Genomic DNA, 15540 nt, shown 5'->3' on the forward strand with positions numbered 1-15540 from the left:
GTGAATCATGAAAAAAGGCGAACCGCAGCAAGATCAGCCGCGAACACCGACGGCCAGAGCCGATCACTCGTTTTGTGGGGGTGCAACCGGCTCGCCGCGAACAACTCGGGTCAGGTCGTTGTTCCTTGTCAATCCAGCCAGGTGTCCGCTTCCGGACCAGGGCGCAGGGCCATGTATTCACCCTGGCCAAGGGTCCGGGTCGATGGGCATCACGCAAGCCATGTAAAATAATGAGAATAATTCTTATTATCATGTAGCCAGCCACGCCATTCCTTCGGTTAGCCAGCGTAAAACCACTCCTTTTCCCGGAGCCTCGTTTGAACCTCGCAGCCGTTTGTGATCCTGTTGCCGATTTTTACGCCAGCCACCATGGCTGGTTACGCAAAGAAATGGGCGGTGCCTACAACGCTGCCGATCTGGCGCAGGGCACTTTTTCCCGCATTCTTAGCCGCCCGCTTGACTGGCGTGAAGTGCGCGAGCCGCGCGCCTACCTATCTGCGCGGCCGTGCTGACCGGCTCGGTAAAACGGCGAACGGGCACACGCCGCGTACCGACATCCATCCCGGCGCACCTCGTTCCTTGATGAGCACCGTTGAAGTGCATCTCTGTGGGGCAGGCCTGTCCTTGCCGTCCATCCGTCAATTCTGTTTTTTACATCATCCAACCAGGAGAACTCTGTGAAGCCGTTCAAGTCAATGCCATTCAAACGTCGCCCGCTGTCGGTGGCGATGCTGGTGGCCATCGTGACACTGTCAGCACCGTCCTTGCAAGCCCAGGTTAAAGACCAGGCGTCCGGTGCGGAAGACGCGGCTCTGAAGCCTGTGGTCGTGACAGCGTCCCGATCGAATATTGAGGCCGACAAGGCGCCTCAAACGGTGATCATCATCAAGAAGGAAGAAATCGAAAGGCAACTGGCCATTTCGGGAAACTCGTCCGACGTCTTGAGCAGCATTCTTCCCTCCTATACGCCCAGTCGCGGCAAGATGAACGGTTCCGGTGAAACGTTGCGGGGACGCACTCCCTTGATCTTGATCGATGGCGTGCCGCAATCGAATCCGATGCGGCCTACCGGCCGGGAGGCCCACACCATCGATTTCGCCATGGTGGAGCGCATTGAGGTCATTCAGGGCGCCAATGCCATCAATGGCCTGGGTGCCACTGGCGGAACGATCAATATCATCACGCGGCAACCCGCCAACGGATCTTTCAACCAGCATATTGATGTGCAGGCCACGATGCCGACGTCGAACCTGGGCTCCGATGTGATGAGCTACAAGACGACCTACCGCGTGGATGGGCGCAAGGACAAGCTGGATTACCTGTTTTCCATCGGTTATGACAACCAGGGCCTGTACCGGGATGGGGGTGGCCGCACGATCGGGGCGGACACGACGCAAGGCGATCTCATGGATTCCCGGAGCTACGACATTCTTGGCAAGCTCGGTTACCGGATCGACGACAACCAGCGCCTGCAACTCGCCGTCAATCGTTACCAAATCAAGTCGAAGGCCAACTACATCGGCGTCGCCGGCGATCGGCAACTCGGGACGCCATCCACCTCCATCGAAGGCACGCCCGAAGGCGCGCCGCCCTCGAACCAGGTCTTGACCTCCAGCATCAGCTACAACCACTACAACCTGGCGGGCATGGAGTTGTCAGCGATGTTGTTCAACCAGGAATTCGAAGGCCTGTTTGGTGCGGATATTTCCTCGACTTTCCAGGACGCGTCGATCGCGCCCGTGGGTAAGCTCTACGATCAGTCCCGGGCCGTCGCATCCAAGTACGGCAGCAAGGTCGGTCTGACAAAAGCCGACCTTCTGGACGGGCGTCTGAAGGTCACAGCCGGTTTTGATACGCTTTTCGACAAGGGCAAGCAGGATTTGTACGGCACCGGGCGAACCTATGTGCCCGAATCGGAATACCGGAACCTCTCCTTGTTTACACAGGGTGAATACCAACTTTTCGACAAGGTCACGGTGCATGCCGGCGTGCGCAGGGAAATGGCCGACCTGGCGGTAGAAAGCTACCGTACGCTGGCGGCGAACAAAAACGTCGCGGTCGAAGGCGGCAAGCTGAAGTTCAACGAGACGCTGCTCAACGCAGGCGTTGTGTACACCCCAGTCCAGGATGTCAGCCTGTTCACCAGCTATTCCGAGGGCTTCGGCATGCCGGACATCGGACGGGCGCTGCGCTCCATCAACACGCCGGGGCAGCGCATCAGCAACATGCAAAATCTCGAACCAATCTTGACCCGAAGTGTCGAGGCCGGTACGCGTATCCGCAAAGGCCGCTGGGATGTCGAAGCCAGTTATTTCCAATCGGATTCGGATTTCGGCACGCGCATCGTCCCGCTCAACGGCGTCTTCCTGATGGCGCGGGAAAAAACCCGCATTCAAGGTGTTGATACCAGCCTCGGTTATCGCTTCAACGCGGCGCACCGGGGAAAGTTGTCCTATGCCCACACCAAGGGGCGGTATGACAGCAATGAGGACGGCAGCCTGGACGCCAAACTCGACGGCCTGAACGTCGCCCCCAATCGCGTGATCGCCACCTGGTCCGCAGACTGGAGCGGGAAGTTGGGGTCGTTCGTGCAGCTACAACATGCGTTCAGTCAATCCTTCGACGATCCGGCCAAAAAATTCAAGGGTTACACGCTGGTTGATGCCACCCTGAGTTACAAGCTGGCCAAAGGCCAGGTACGTGTGGGGGTCGCCAACTTGTTCGACAAGGACTACATCACGTATTACTCGCAAAGCGCGCTGGTCGAACCCAAACGTTATTTCGCGGGACGGGGACGTACGGTGACGCTGGGTTATTCGCTCGCCTTTTGACATCACACGAACGTTGAGGCCAACACATGTCCATCCCCTACGCCGATCACGGTGTGGCAAGAATCGCCCGCGTCGGCTTGCGCGTGCTGGGCGCTGTGTTCGGCGGCTACGCACTGACCGCGTTGAGCGTCACCTGGGCGGGGGCCGTCATGGTCCGCCTGGGCATGGCGCGAGGCGAAGCGGTGGTGTTGGCGGCGATGCTGGGTTTTGTCGCGTATTTGGCGCTGCTGCTGTGGGCTTTCAGCGTCAGGAGCGTGGCGCGACTTTGGGGCGTGTTGGTCGGCGGCGCGATGGTGATGACCGGCCTGTTGTGGCTGGTGCAATAAGGGAGCCCGATGATGGAACACACTTTCGGCAAGTCCATGGCCTGGCTGCATACCTGGGCCGGGGTGGTGCTGGGTAGTCTGCTCTTTGCCATCTTCTGGATGGGGAGTTTGAGTGTGTTCGACCGCGAGATCGACCGCTGGATGATGCCGGGGACGCGTCTGGCAGCGAGCACACAGCGTATTTCCCTGGACCGTGTGGCGCATGTTGCCGCCTCGCTGCTTCCCGCCAAGGCGAGGCAATGGCGGGTTGATCTGCCAACCGAACGCGAGCCGGTGCTGGGTTTTTCTTACCGGGACAATGCCGGGAACAGTGTCGCCCGCGAGCTTGACCCTGCGCGTTATGAACTGATAGCGGATCAGGAAACCCTGGCCGCTAGCGGCTTCATCTTTCCCTTCCACTACGGCTTGCACCTGAAGTGGGTGGAGCTGGGCAAATGGTTGGTTGGTCTTGCCGGCATGGCGATGCTGGTGTTGCTGGTGTCGGGCGTCGTCATCCACAAGAAGATCTTCAGCCAGTTCTTCACCTTCCGGCCGAAAAGTCGTTTGCAACGCAGCAGCCTGGACCTGCACAACCTCACCGGGGTGCTCGGCCTGCCTTTCCATTTCATGATCACGTTGTCCGGTTTGATCATCTTCATGGGCATCTATTTTCCGCAGGCGCACCTGGGGGCCTATGGCGGCGGCAAGGAGGCCAAAACGGCTTACACGGCCGAGGTTTATGGCCGTTACACACGCCCCAAAACCGGCACGCCTGGCACGTTGGCTTCGCTGGACACCATGGTGGACCGTGCCGAGCGCGAATGGGCGGGCGGACATCCGTATTTTGTGCGCGTCTGGCATCCGGGGGACGCCAACAGTTACGTTGAAATTCGCCGCTCCTATGCCCGGGACATCACGATGAACCTGGACCAGATCTACTTCGATGCCAGCACGGGGAAGGTGTTGCGCCACTTCGAGGCGGCACCGGTGATGACGGCGCAGCGTTTTATCTCGGGTTTGCATTTCATCCAGTTCGAGCACTGGACGTTACGCTGGTTGTACTTCCTGGCGGGCCTGTCGGGTTGCGTGTTGATCGCCACCGGGTTCCTGTTCTGGATCGGAGCCCGCCGGGCTCGGCATGCGAAAAAGGGCTTGGCCGGGGTGCGCGTGGTCGAAGGCCTCACCGTCGGCAGCGTCACGGGCATCATCATCGCCACCCTTGCTTTTTTCGCTGCCAACCGCCTGCTTCCCCTCGGGGCTGGTTTTGCCGGCCAGGAGCGGGCCGCTCTTGAAATTTGGGCGTTCTACCTTGTGTGGGTGGGGTGTTTCTTCCACGCCTGGCTGCGGCCTGCCGGGGCCTGGCGTGAGCAGGCTTGGGCCATCTGTGCCATGGCACTGTTGTGTGTGCTGCTCAATGCCGTCACAACAGGTGACCACCTGCTTCGAAGTATGTCGTCCGGCCGATGGGCGGTGGCGGGCATGGATGTGTGGTTGCTGGCATTGGCGCTGCTGTCAGCCGTGGGCGCACGACGGCTTGGGCGCGCGTTGCCGCTCAGCCCAGTGGCGCAAGAGCGCGGCCTGCCGAAGACCCTGGAAGCGCAATCCTGATGTCGGCCCTGTTGCTGCTGGCGGCGGGCCTGGCGAGTTACGGCGCGTTTGTCTGCCTGGCCCTGGCCATGCGACGCCATTGGGCGGCGGCGAACGGGCAAACTGCGGCCTTCGCGCCCCACCAGACCTGGCTGAGGTTTTGCGGGTTTTTGCAGCTGGGGCTCAGCTACGCGCTTTGTGTGTACCGGGACGGGCCGAGTTTTGGCAGCGTCTTGTGGATTCTCCTGATCTCGGCGGCCGCCATCGCCGTGGCGCTCACCCTGGCGTGGCGCCCACGTCTTTTCTTGCGCTGACGAGATGCTATTAATTTCATAGCATTTTGCGTTTATAGCATGCGGGCTGGAGGCATATTTGATGCCTGATGCCTGATGCCTGATGCGAATGCTCAATGTTGGTGGTCAGCTTTGTCGTGCTGCACGCAAAGGGCTGGGCTTGATCAGGGTTTCGGGTGAAGCATGGTGGTCTTGGTGGTGTCTCGTGGCCACATGCGTCAAACAATTCAGGACAAAAAAAGGCGGGCCGCAGCCCGCCTTGGTCTACCGGCGATGGCCGGTCTTTAGCCGAGGTTGACCGGCACAAAAATCTTGTCGTTGCCGCGCTGGATCAGCAGCGCCACGGATTTTTCTGCCTTGGCCACGGCCGCCCGCACCTGGTCGACATTTTTCACCGGCAAACCGTTGATGGAGATCAACACGTCGCCGGGCATCACGCCGGCCAGGGCCGCCGGGCCGCTGGCTTGCTGCACGACCAGACCGTTGTCCAGGCCGGCTTCCTGCTTTTCTTCAGCTTGCAGCGGACGCAGCGCCAGGCCCAACCGGCCTTGTCCTTGCGCCTCTTTTTTGCTGGCGACTTCGCTGGTTTTGTCGTTGGCATTGGCCAGACGTGCGCTCAACTCCTTGGCCGCGCCCTGGCGCCAGATCTCCAGCGTCACGTTGTCGCCGGGGGCGGCCAGGCCGATCACGGCCGGCAGGTCGCCCGAGGACACGATGGGCTGGCCATTGACCTTGCGGATCACGTCGCCGGACTGCAAGCCGGCCTTGTCGGCCGGACTGCCTTTTTCGACGGTCGAGACCAGTGCGCCTTCGGGCTTGTCGAGCTTGAAGGAGTCGGCAAAAGCCTGGTTGACTTCCTGTACCGCCACGCCCAGGCGTGCATGTTCAACCTTGCCGGTGGTCACGATCTGGGTCTTGATCTTGTTGGCGATGTCAATCGGGATGGCAAAGGACACCCCCTGGTAGCCGCCGCTGCGGCTGTAGATTTGCGAGTTGATGCCGACCACTTCGCCGCGGGCGTTAAACAGCGGGCCACCGGAGTTGCCGGGGTTGATGGCCACATCGGTCTGGATAAAGGGCACGGCGCTGTCGTCGGGCAAGGAGCGGCCTTTGGCACTGACCACACCGGCGGTCACGGTGTTTTCAAAACCAAACGGTGAACCGATGGCCAGCACCCATTCGCCGACCTTGAGGTCGCTGGTTTTGCCCAGGGTGACCACGGGCAGGTTTTTGGCGTCAATGCGCAACACGGCAATGTCGGTTTTGGGATCGGCCCCCAGGACCTTGGCGCGGAACTCGCGGCGATCGGTCAGTTTGACCGTGACTTCCTTGGCGTTGCGCACCACATGGGCATTGGTCAGGATGATGCCGTCCGCGCTGACGATGAAACCCGAGCCTTGGCCGCGCGTAGGCATTTCCTGTTGGCCACCACGTCCGGCGCCTGGCCCGCCCTGGCCTTGCTGGAAACGTTTGAAAAATTCAAAGAAAGGATCGCCGGAAGGGGTGTCGTCATCGCCGTCGTCTTGCGCCAGCGGGGAGCCGTCTTTCACCTTGGTCATACCGGTCACGCTGATGTTGACCACCGCCGGACCATAACGCTCGGTGATCTGCGAAAAGTCTGGCAAAGCCATGGGCGAGCTGAGAGCGCCCGTCGAAGTGTTGGCCACAAGGGCGGGGGTTGCCATGGATGGCGTGTGCAAGATATTGAACGCCCCCACACCGGCGCCGCCCACGGCGCCGGCAGCCAGCAAGGCAAGCACCAGCGAGGTATTTTTCAAGGCTGCAGTTTTCATGGTGTTGATCCTTTAGTCAGGAGGCACACGTCGGTGCCGATACCCCTAACTATGAGGACGCAGTCTTAGGCGGGGCTTAAGCATCCAGGAAGGGACGCCGGGGGTAGTCAGCGCAGCCTAAATCTGGAAGCCCAGCCAGCGCACCAGTCCTTCGGCGGTGTCCCGCAGCAGTGAAGGCTGGGCCGGCTGGTACAGGGGCAAGGCGTGGAAATGGCCATCTATCCATTGCGTGACGGTGCTGACATCTTCGCTGGCGTAAAACGCCACCATCAGTTCAAAATTCAGAAACAGGCTGCGTGCGTCCAGGTTCAGCGAACCACACAAGGCTAGGGCATCGTCCACCACCACGGCCTTGGCATGCACCATGCCGGGAGCGAGCCGCACCTGGCCGCCGGCCGTCACCAGGTCGCGCAGGGCGCGGGCACGCGCGATGTCGGCCAGTCGGTGGTTGGAACGTGCCGGCACGATCAATTCCACCTGCACGCCGCGCCGTGCGGCCAGGCACAAGGCCTTCAGCAGGCTGTCGTCGGGAACAAAATAAGGTGTGACCGCCAGCACGCGCCGCTCGGCGCGGAACAAGGTGGTGAGCAGCAGCTCGTAAAACGTATCCTCGGCCTGGTCGGGGCCGCTGGGCACCAGTTGGGCCAGGTGTTGCGGTGGCTCGTTGCTAGCGGCTGCTTCGGTTTGTTCCGGCACGGCCTGTGTTTCGGTGCCGGGCTGGTCGCCGTCCCCCGTGGGCCCGCGGCTGTCGTGCCAGTGGCTGTTGAACAGGTCTTGAGCCTGCTCGGCCAGCGCCCCTTCAAGCGTGAAGCTCAGGTCGAGCCAGGGCGGCTGGTGATGCTCGCCGCTGAAGTATTCCGCCGCCAGATTGCGGCCACCGCTCCACAGGCGCTGCTGGTCCGCGATGGCCAGCTTGCGGTGGTTACGCAGGTTGACGCGCCCGCGCAGCGGGTTGTGCAGCAAGGGCATGAACCAGTGCACTTGCACACCAGCGGCGCGTAAATGGCGCACCTGGGCCATGGATGTGCGCCAGCTGCCCACAGCATCCAGCAACAAACGGACACGAACGCCGGCTGCGGCCCGCTCCGCGAGCAAGCCCGCCACGCGACGGCCCAGCGTGTCGTTGCCGAGGACAAAGGTGCAGATGTCCAGTTGTGCCTGGGCGCTGCTGATCAGCGTGGCCAGCCCTTCCCAGGCGGCCTGGCCATCGGCATGAAAGTGGACTTGTCGGCTGGCAGCCGGTGGGGCCAGGCCCATGCCGGCCAGCGTGGCGATGGCGCAGGCCTGCAGGCCGTCATCGTGCGGACGCTGGGCGAGCACAGTGTGCTGCAAGGTGTGCGAGGGGCGGGCGAATTTCCGCGTGCCCAGCACCAGGAACAAAGGCAGGCCCACATAGGGCAGCAAGGCAATGGTCAACACCCAGGCCAGTGCGGCAGAGGGGTGGCGACGCTGGCCACCGGTGTGGGTGCCTACCGCATAGACCAGCAGGCCGGCCAGCACAAAAACAAAATGGGAAACAAGGGCAAGAGGAAGCAAAAGGACTACCCCGTGGTGGTTGTCGACACCCTCATGCTAACTGGCAGTGGTCACGGCGGGTGCAACATCCATGCAGACCTCCACACGCAAGCCGCCCAAGCGAGGCGACTGGTCCAGCCGCAAGCTGGCGCCATGCCGGTCGGCAATGGTTTTGACAATCGCCAAGCCCAGGCCGCTGCCGGACGCCAGCGCCACATCGCTGGCGCGGTAAAAACGGTCAAACACGCGCGCACGGTCTTCTGCGGCTATGCCGGGGCCGCTGTCGTCAATCGCCAGGAGGCATTGGTCTGTGGGTCCGTTCCCTGCGGACTGCAATTGCAGCGACACGTCGACCCGGCCTGACGCGGGTGTGTATTTGACGGCGTTGTCGAGCAGGTTGCGCAGCATCATGCGCAGCGCTTCGCGTTGCCCGTTGACCAGCACCGGCTGCGCCGGCGGGTCTTGGGTCAGGCCCAGGTCGATGTGTTTGCGCGCGGCCTGCGGCAACACATCGGCCACGGCCAGCTTGATCACTTCCTGCAGCTCGACGGGCTCGCCAGCGGTGGGAGGCTGCGCCGTGTTGGCCTGCTCGCGCGCCAGCACCAGCAACTGCTCCACCAGCCGGATGGCCCGGTCTATGCCCTGGTTCAGGCGGGCGATACCGGCTTCGCGGTCGGCCGGTGTGTCGTCCGTGCGGCGCAAGGCCTGCGCCTGCAGTTTCAGCGCCGTGAGCGGGGAGCGCAATTCATGCGCGGCATCGGCGACAAAGGTCTTTTGGGCATCGAAGGCGCTGCGCACCCGGTCGAAAAGCAGATTCAACTCCTCCACCAGCGGCCGCACTTCGTCGGGCAAGCCCTCATCGGCGAGCGGTGAAAAATCGTCGGCCGCCCGACCGGCAACCTGGCGCCGCGCCCGTTCTATGGGGGCGAGGGACTGGCTGATGACCCACCAAACCACCAGCATCAGCAAGGGCGTGAGCAGGGCAAAGGGCAACACCGCCCGCGCCGCGAGTGCACGCGCGCGTGCCGTGCGGGCGTTGAGGTCTTGCGCGATCTGCACGGTTTGTGTGGGGGTTTGCAGCGTGTACACGCGGTAGCGGTTGCCATGGGCCTCCACATCCGAAAAACCAAGTACCGCGCGTGGCGGCAATGCCGAGCGGGTGGAGCGAAAAATCTGGGTGCCGTCCTGTCCCCAGATTTGCACGAAGAGGTCAAAACCCGAGTCATCCACGTTGTCCGGCAGGAGGGAACCCAGCGGAATGCCGCTGCGCAAGGAGCGGGCCATTTGCTGCAGGTGGTCGTCAAACATGGCGTCGGCCTGCTGCAGCGCGCCGCGGTAAGCGGTGGTGGCTTGCAGCACGGCCGCCAGCAAAATGGCGGCCAGCACAAACCAGAGCAGCCGTTCGCGCAGGGAGTGAGCCCCCACGCTCGGCACTGCGTGTCCTTCGCTGCCCCCCGAGGGGGCGCTGCGCCTGCGGCCCGGCAAAGCCGGCTCCGCGGCCCTGGCTGGCGTGGGCTCCGGGGCGGTGCTGGCGTCTGGGCCTGTGGGTCGTGTCATTCTTTGGGCACCAGGTAGCCCAAGCCGCGCACGGTCTGGATGATGTCGTTGCCGAGTTTTTTGCGCACGCCGTGAATATAAACTTCCACCGCGTTGCTGCTGACGTCGTCTTTCCAGCTGAAGAGTTTTTCTTCGAGTTGGGTCCGTGACAACACCACGCCGGGGCGGGCCAGCAGGGGCTCGAGCACGGCCCATTCGCGGGCCGACAGCGACACCGGCTGGCCGTTGAGGCTGGCTTCGCGGGTGGCCGGGTTCAGGCTCACACCTTTGTGTTCGAAGGCCGGTTCGGCCCGGCCCGCGCTGCGGCGTATCAGGGCGCGTATACGGGCCAGCAGTTCGTCAGTGTCATACGGTTTGACGACGTAATCGTCGGCGCCCGCGTCCAGACCGGCAATCCGTTCACCCACGGCGTCCCGCGCCGTGGCAATCAGCACCGGGGTGGTGTTGCGCCGGGCACGCAATGAACGCAACACCTCCAGCCCGTCGCGTTTGGGCAGGCCGAGGTCGAGCAGCACCAGGTCGTACTTCTCGCTGGTCAGGGCCGCATCGGCCATGCTGCCGTCGCGCACCCAGTCCACCGCATAGTGCTCGGCACGCAACACGTGCAGCACGGTTTCGCCAATCATGGCGTCGTCTTCAACCAGCAACAGTCGCATGGGGTTTCCTTGAAGTCACACAGTGTGAGGCGTACAGCTTAGGTGAGGCTTAATATTTTCGTTGAGGGTGCTGCTCTCCGCTGCCAGCCGCGCAATCTGCAGGCGCCTACTGCCTTTGCCTAGATGGGGGCAGCTGCTTGGGGTGCTTCGTACAATAACCGTTTTGCCCTGGCTCGACAGGCGGTGGTCGTTTCCCCGCATCGCTTGCGCCACCACGGACTTCGCTCAAAACACTGACATGACCCGACGCTGGGAGCTAGACGCACTTCGGGGACTGATGCTGGTCCTGATGACCCTCACCCACCTGCCCACACGCCTGAGTTCGCCGCTGGGGCAGCCCTTCGGCTTTGTTTCGGCGGCCGAAGGTTTTGTGCTGCTCTCGGCCTATATGGCCGGCATGGTGTATGCCCGCATGGCACGGAAAAAAGGGATAGAGGCCATGCGCGGTGCGTTCTGGCGTCGGGCCTTGAAGGTGTACGCCTGCCACGCGGCGATGCTGTTTTTCCTGTTCACCGTCATTGCCGCCGTCGGCCTGCGTATTGACCAGTCCGCGGTCAAGGACTTGATGTCGTTTTACCTGGCGCACCCCGCGACGGCGCTGCTCACCGGCTTGATGCTGATTTATACGCCGCCGCTGCTGGACATCCTGCCGATGTACATCCTTTTCATGCTGGTCAGTCCCTGGGTGCTGGCGCATGCGTTGCGGCACGGCTGGCTCTGGATCGTGGCGGGCAGTGTGCTGGTGTGGGGGCTTGCCCAGCTGGGCCTGGGACTGTGGGTTTATCAGGCCACGGTGGCCGTGACCGGTTTGAGCGTGCCGTTTCATGAAACCGGCTCGTTCGCGACCTTTTCCTGGCAGTTGTTGTGGGTGCTGGGCCTGTGGATGGGGGCAGGCCGATCGGCCGAGGCGGCCAGTCCGCTGGCGATTCCGCGCTGGGCCATGGTGTTCGCGGTGCTGATCGCGGGGGCGGGCCTCATCTGGCGGCACTACGGCGAAGGCGGGCAGGCGGCTTTCGGGGGCAATGACCGTTTGAACCTGCTGTTTGACAAATGGTTGCTGGGGCCGCTTCGCCTGCTCGACCTGTTGGCGCTGATGGCCGTCGTCATTCATTTCGGTCCCTGGCTCAAGGCACGGGTGAGGCGCGTACGCTGGCTGGAAACCCTGGGCGCGGCGTCGCTGCCGGTGTTCTGCGCGCACCTGATGATTGTGTTGCTGGTGCTGGCGATCTGGGGCGCCAACCCGTATGCCCATGCCTGGTGGATCGATGCGGCGCTGCTGCTGGGCTGTTTCACCTTGCTCTACGGCGTGGCCAGGGTCGCCTTGCGGCTGGACCGCCCCCAGCGCCTGGGGGACGGGCTTGCCAGGCCTTTGTTTCCTGGTCGCCCGCCGCATTGAGTTGTCACTGGCCCGGTAGGAATAGCGCGGGCCTGGGAGGCAGCACTGCCCCGGCAGACGTTTTACAGCCGAGCGCGGTGCCGCGCAATTTGTGCCCGCACCTGCGCCGGCGCGGTGCCGCCCAGGATGTTGCGGGCGTTCAGCGAGCCACGCAGACTCAACACGTCGTACACGTCTTTTTCGATCTTCGGGTTGAATTGCTGCAACACGGCCAGCGGCAGCTCCGACAGGTCGACCGCGTGTGAAATGGCGGCTTTCACCGCGTGCGCCACGGCTTCATGCGCATCGCGGAAGGGCAAACCCTTCTTGACCATGTAGTCGGCCAGGTCGGTGGCGGTCGCATAACCCTTGAGGGCGGCGCGTTCCATGGCTTCGGGTTTGACGGTGATGCCGCCCACCATTTCGGCAAAAATGCGCAGCGTGTCTTTGAGCGTGTCCACGGTGTCGAACAGCGGCTCCTTGTCTTCCTGGTTGTCCTTGTTGTAGGCCAGGGGCTGGCCTTTCATCAAGGTGATCAGGCCCATCAGGTGGCCAACCACGCGGCCGGTTTTGCCGCGGGCCAGTTCGGGCACGTCGGGGTTTTTCTTCTGCGGCATGATGGACGAGCCGGTGCAAAAGCGGTCGGCGATGTCGATGAAGCCAAAACTCTGGCTCATCCACAACACCAGTTCTTCACTCAGGCGGCTGATGTGGATCATGGCCAGCGAGGCCGCGGCGGTGAATTCAATCGCAAAGTCGCGGTCGCTCACGGCGTCCAGGCTGTTCTGGCAGACCTGGGGCAGGCCCTGGGCATCGACCATGCCCAGGGTTTTGGCGACACGTTCGCGGTCCAGCGGGTAGCTGGTGCCGGCCAGGGCGGCGGCGCCCAGTGGCAGGCGGTTCACGCGTTTACGCACATCCAGCAAGCGTTCGGCGTCGCGTGCGAACATCTCGACATAAGCCAGCATGTGGTGGCCAAAACTGACGGGTTGCGCCACCTGCAGGTGGGTAAAACCCGGCAGGATGACCTCGACGTTTTTCTCGGCAATATCCACCAGCGCTTTTTGCAGGTCGACCAGCAGGCCGCCTATCAGGTCGATTTCGCCACGCAGCCACAGGCGCACGTCGGTGGCGACCTGGTCGTTCCTGGAGCGGCCGGTGTGCAGGCGTTTGCCGGCATCGCCGACCAACTGGGTCAGGCGCGCCTCGATGTTCAGGTGCACGTCTTCGAGGTCCAGCTTCCACTCAAAGGCGCCGGATGTTATGTCCTGGCTGATTTGCGCCAGGCCTTGCTGGATGGCCGCGTGGTCGGCGGCGCCCAGGATGTTTTGTGCGGCCAGCATCTCGGCGTGGGCCAGCGAGCCGGCAATGTCGGCCTGCCACAGGCGCTTGTCAAAAAACACGCTGGCGGTATAGCGTTTGACCAGGTCGCTCATGGGTTCGGAGAACAGGGCGGACCAGGCTTGGGATTTTTTGTCGAGTTGGCTCACTTCAGGCTTTCTTTGGGGGTGCCGCTGCCGGCATCACGGGCGCGGTGCCGGGGGCAGGGCGCTTAATTTGCGGGTAAGTAGGGGTTTGGCGCCGGTTTTAAGGCTGCCGCTGGTGCAATACTAATGACCTTGATTTTATCTGTGTGCCCGCCGGGCTGAAAAGCCCGGCTTCAAACGGTGACAAAGCCGCCCCTGCGAAACCCACCAAGAACAACCGGCAGCCCCTTTTTCATGAGCCTTCCGTCCGACCTATCCCCATTTGACGAGTCCTCGGTGCTGGGCGGCCTCAGCCAGCCGGAGGACGCACCAGCCCGGCAGCCGGCGCGGGTGACTGTTTTTGATGCCTGCAATGTGGGGGTGGTGTTGCGGGCGGTCTTGTTTGTGGAGGCGGTGGTGGGTGTCGGCGCCATGTTCGGCGCTGGCCAGTTGACCGAGTGGTTGCTGCGTTTCTCCCTGCTGACCGGCGGCGTGTTGCCGGCCACCCTGGCCTGGCTGATCGCCGCTTGTGTTCTCAAGAGCTACCTGGCCCGGCTGCGCAAGGCTTTTCAGTGGGTGGGTGGTATTGGCCTGGGCGCCCTGGCGGGCCTGTACGGCTGCGGTCTGCTGGTCATGATGGGTTTGCTGGACCCGGCGCCGTGGTGGGCCAGTGCCGCCGCTGGGGCCTTGTTGTCGTCGGTGCTGGTCGCCGGCCTGGTCTGGCGCGCCAAGGCGCGTACGCCAGCCGCGACCGCGGCGCGGCTCGCCGAGCTGCAGTCGCGCATCCGGCCGCATTTTTTATTCAATACGCTCAACAGCGCCATCGCCCTGGTCCGGGCCGAGCCGGCCAAGGCCGAGACCGTGCTGGAAGATTTGGCCGAGCTGTTTCGCCACGCGCTGGCCGACGCCACCGAGTCGGTGACTTTGGGTCAGGAAATCGAGTTGGCGCAGCGTTATATGGCGATTGAGCAAATCCGTTTCGGCGACCGCCTTCAGGTGTCGTGGAGCCTGGACCCCGAAGCCAATCCGGCGAAACTGCCGCCTTTGCTGTTGCAGCCGCTGGTGGAAAATGCCGTGCGCCATGGTGTGGAGCCCAGCGCGGCGGGCGCGCAGGTCAAAATCTCGACCGTGCGCCGCGGCGGCCTGGTGGTGCTCAAGGTGACCAATTCCACGCCAGCTGGCGTGGGCGAGCGCGGCCACGGGCTGGCGCTGGCCAATGTGCGCGAACGCCTGGCGCTGCTGCATGATGTGCAGGCGCAGTTCAAGACCGTGTTCAAGGACGGTGTGTTCCAGGTGAGGATGGAGATTCCCCTATGACGGCAAGCCTCAGGGCATTGATTGTGGATGACGAGGCGTTGGCACGTTCCCGCCTGCGCACCTTGCTGGGCGACTGCACGGCGCCGGCCGCCACGGTGGCCGCCGAAGCCGCCCACGCGGTGCAGGCCATGGACGCGTTACGCCGTGAAAGTTTCGACGTGGTGCTGCTGGACATCCGTATGCCAGGCGCCGACGGCATGAGCTTGGCGCAGGCCATTGCCCGCCTGCCGCAACCGCCGGCAGTGGTATTTGTGACGGCCCACTCCGAACACGCGGTGCAGGCTTTTGAACTCGAAGCCGTGGACTACCTGACCAAACCCGTGCGGCTGGAGCGCCTGCAGCAGGCGCTACAAAAAGTAGAGCGACTTGCGCAGGCGGTCAAAGGGCTGCAGCCCGATTTGACTGCTGAACACCTGGTGATCCAGGATCGCGGCCGGACCGAACGGGTGCCGCTGACCGAGGTGTTGTACCTCAAGGCCGAGCTGAAATATGTCACTGTGCGTACCGCCGGCAAAAGTTACATTCTTGACGGCAGCCTGAACGAGCTGGAAGAACGTTACCCGCAGTTCATGCGTATCCACCGCAACGCGTTGGTGGCACGCCGCGCCGTGCGCGCCCTGGAAAAACATTTTGATCCCGAAGAAGGCGAAGGCTGGGCGTTGCGGCTCAACGGCATTGACGACTTGCTGGCCGTGTCGCGGCGCCAGCTCAGCGCGGTGCGGGAAGCCATTGCGGGCTGAAGAACGGGCGGAGCGGCGCAGACAGCGCGGCCGCTGCGGCGTTTCGGTGCAGGCGTCCTACAGGCTTGGCGCCAGTTTTCGGTTTGAATGAGGCGCTGGGATGAC

General features: G+C 63.0%; 13 protein-coding genes. 8 read left to right on the top strand and 5 right to left on the bottom strand.

Annotated features, from left to right (window positions below):
- Positions 1-317 precede the first annotated feature (317 nt).
- The 5 genes from R6254_RS14025 (at position 318) to R6254_RS14045 (ending at position 5037) form a co-directional block, all read left to right on the top strand.
- Positions 318-512, top strand: a complete 195-nt coding sequence (locus tag R6254_RS14025) for a sigma-70 family RNA polymerase sigma factor (RefSeq protein WP_318407664.1) — start codon at positions 318-320, stop codon at positions 510-512.
- Between the two features lie 165 nt (positions 513-677).
- Entirely contained in the window at positions 678-2831 is a 2154-nt protein-coding gene (locus R6254_RS14030; protein ID WP_318407666.1) for a TonB-dependent receptor, read from the top strand.
- A 26-nt stretch (positions 2832-2857) separates the two neighbouring features.
- Complete coding sequence (locus R6254_RS14035) at positions 2858-3157, top strand: iron uptake protein (RefSeq protein WP_318407668.1); 300 nt, start codon at positions 2858-2860, stop codon at positions 3155-3157.
- Between the two features lie 12 nt (positions 3158-3169).
- Positions 3170-4744: a PepSY-associated TM helix domain-containing protein gene (locus R6254_RS14040; RefSeq protein ID WP_318407670.1), complete on the top strand. Its 1575-nt coding sequence runs from the start codon at positions 3170-3172 to the stop codon at positions 4742-4744.
- A complete protein-coding gene (locus R6254_RS14045; protein WP_318407672.1) occupies positions 4744-5037 on the top strand; it encodes a DUF3325 domain-containing protein in 294 nt (97 codons plus the stop codon). The genes R6254_RS14040 and R6254_RS14045 overlap by 1 nt, the downstream gene beginning before the upstream one ends.
- A gap of 263 nt (positions 5038-5300) precedes the next feature.
- Here the strand turns inward: R6254_RS14045 and R6254_RS14050 are convergent, their stop codons facing one another.
- The 4 genes from R6254_RS14050 to R6254_RS14065 all read right to left on the bottom strand — a co-directional run bounded on the left by R6254_RS14050 (position 5301) and on the right by R6254_RS14065 (position 10537).
- Positions 5301-6809, bottom strand: a complete 1509-nt coding sequence (locus R6254_RS14050) for a DegQ family serine endoprotease (protein WP_318407674.1) — start codon at positions 6807-6809, stop codon at positions 5301-5303.
- Between the two features lie 117 nt (positions 6810-6926).
- The gene (locus tag R6254_RS14055) at positions 6927-8345 is read right to left on the bottom strand and encodes a phospholipase D-like domain-containing protein (RefSeq protein WP_318407675.1); all 1419 of its coding nucleotides are present in this window, start codon (positions 8343-8345) and stop codon (positions 6927-6929) included.
- A gap of 36 nt (positions 8346-8381) precedes the next feature.
- Complete coding sequence (locus R6254_RS14060) at positions 8382-9881, bottom strand: ATP-binding protein (RefSeq protein ID WP_412103174.1); 1500 nt, start codon at positions 9879-9881, stop codon at positions 8382-8384.
- Positions 9878-10537, bottom strand: a complete 660-nt coding sequence (locus R6254_RS14065) for a response regulator (protein ID WP_318407677.1) — start codon at positions 10535-10537, stop codon at positions 9878-9880. The genes R6254_RS14060 and R6254_RS14065 overlap by 4 nt, the downstream gene beginning before the upstream one ends.
- Positions 10538-10775: 238 nt before the next feature.
- Between R6254_RS14065 and opgC the strand changes: the two genes are divergently transcribed.
- Positions 10776-11933, top strand: a complete 1158-nt coding sequence (opgC, locus tag R6254_RS14070) for an OpgC domain-containing protein (protein ID WP_318407678.1) — start codon at positions 10776-10778, stop codon at positions 11931-11933.
- 62 nt (positions 11934-11995) lie between these two features.
- Here the strand turns inward: opgC and argH are convergent, their stop codons facing one another.
- Positions 11996-13402 carry an argininosuccinate lyase gene (gene argH, locus R6254_RS14075; RefSeq protein ID WP_318407680.1) on the bottom strand — a complete coding sequence of 469 codons (1407 nt, stop codon included), beginning with the start codon at positions 13400-13402 and terminating at the stop codon, positions 11996-11998.
- A gap of 231 nt (positions 13403-13633) precedes the next feature.
- Between argH and R6254_RS14080 the strand changes: the two genes are divergently transcribed.
- Positions 13634-14695, top strand: coding sequence for a sensor histidine kinase (locus R6254_RS14080; protein WP_318407681.1), 1062 nt, complete (start codon positions 13634-13636; stop codon positions 14693-14695).
- A complete protein-coding gene (locus tag R6254_RS14085) occupies positions 14692-15435 on the top strand; it encodes a LytR/AlgR family response regulator transcription factor (protein WP_318407683.1) in 744 nt (247 codons plus the stop codon). Before R6254_RS14080 ends, R6254_RS14085 begins: the two co-directional genes overlap by 4 nt.
- Positions 15436-15540: the final 105 nt, after the last annotated feature.

The organism is Polaromonas potterensis (genome assembly GCF_033446725.1).
GTDB lineage: Bacteria > Pseudomonadota > Gammaproteobacteria > Burkholderiales > Burkholderiaceae_C > Polaromonas.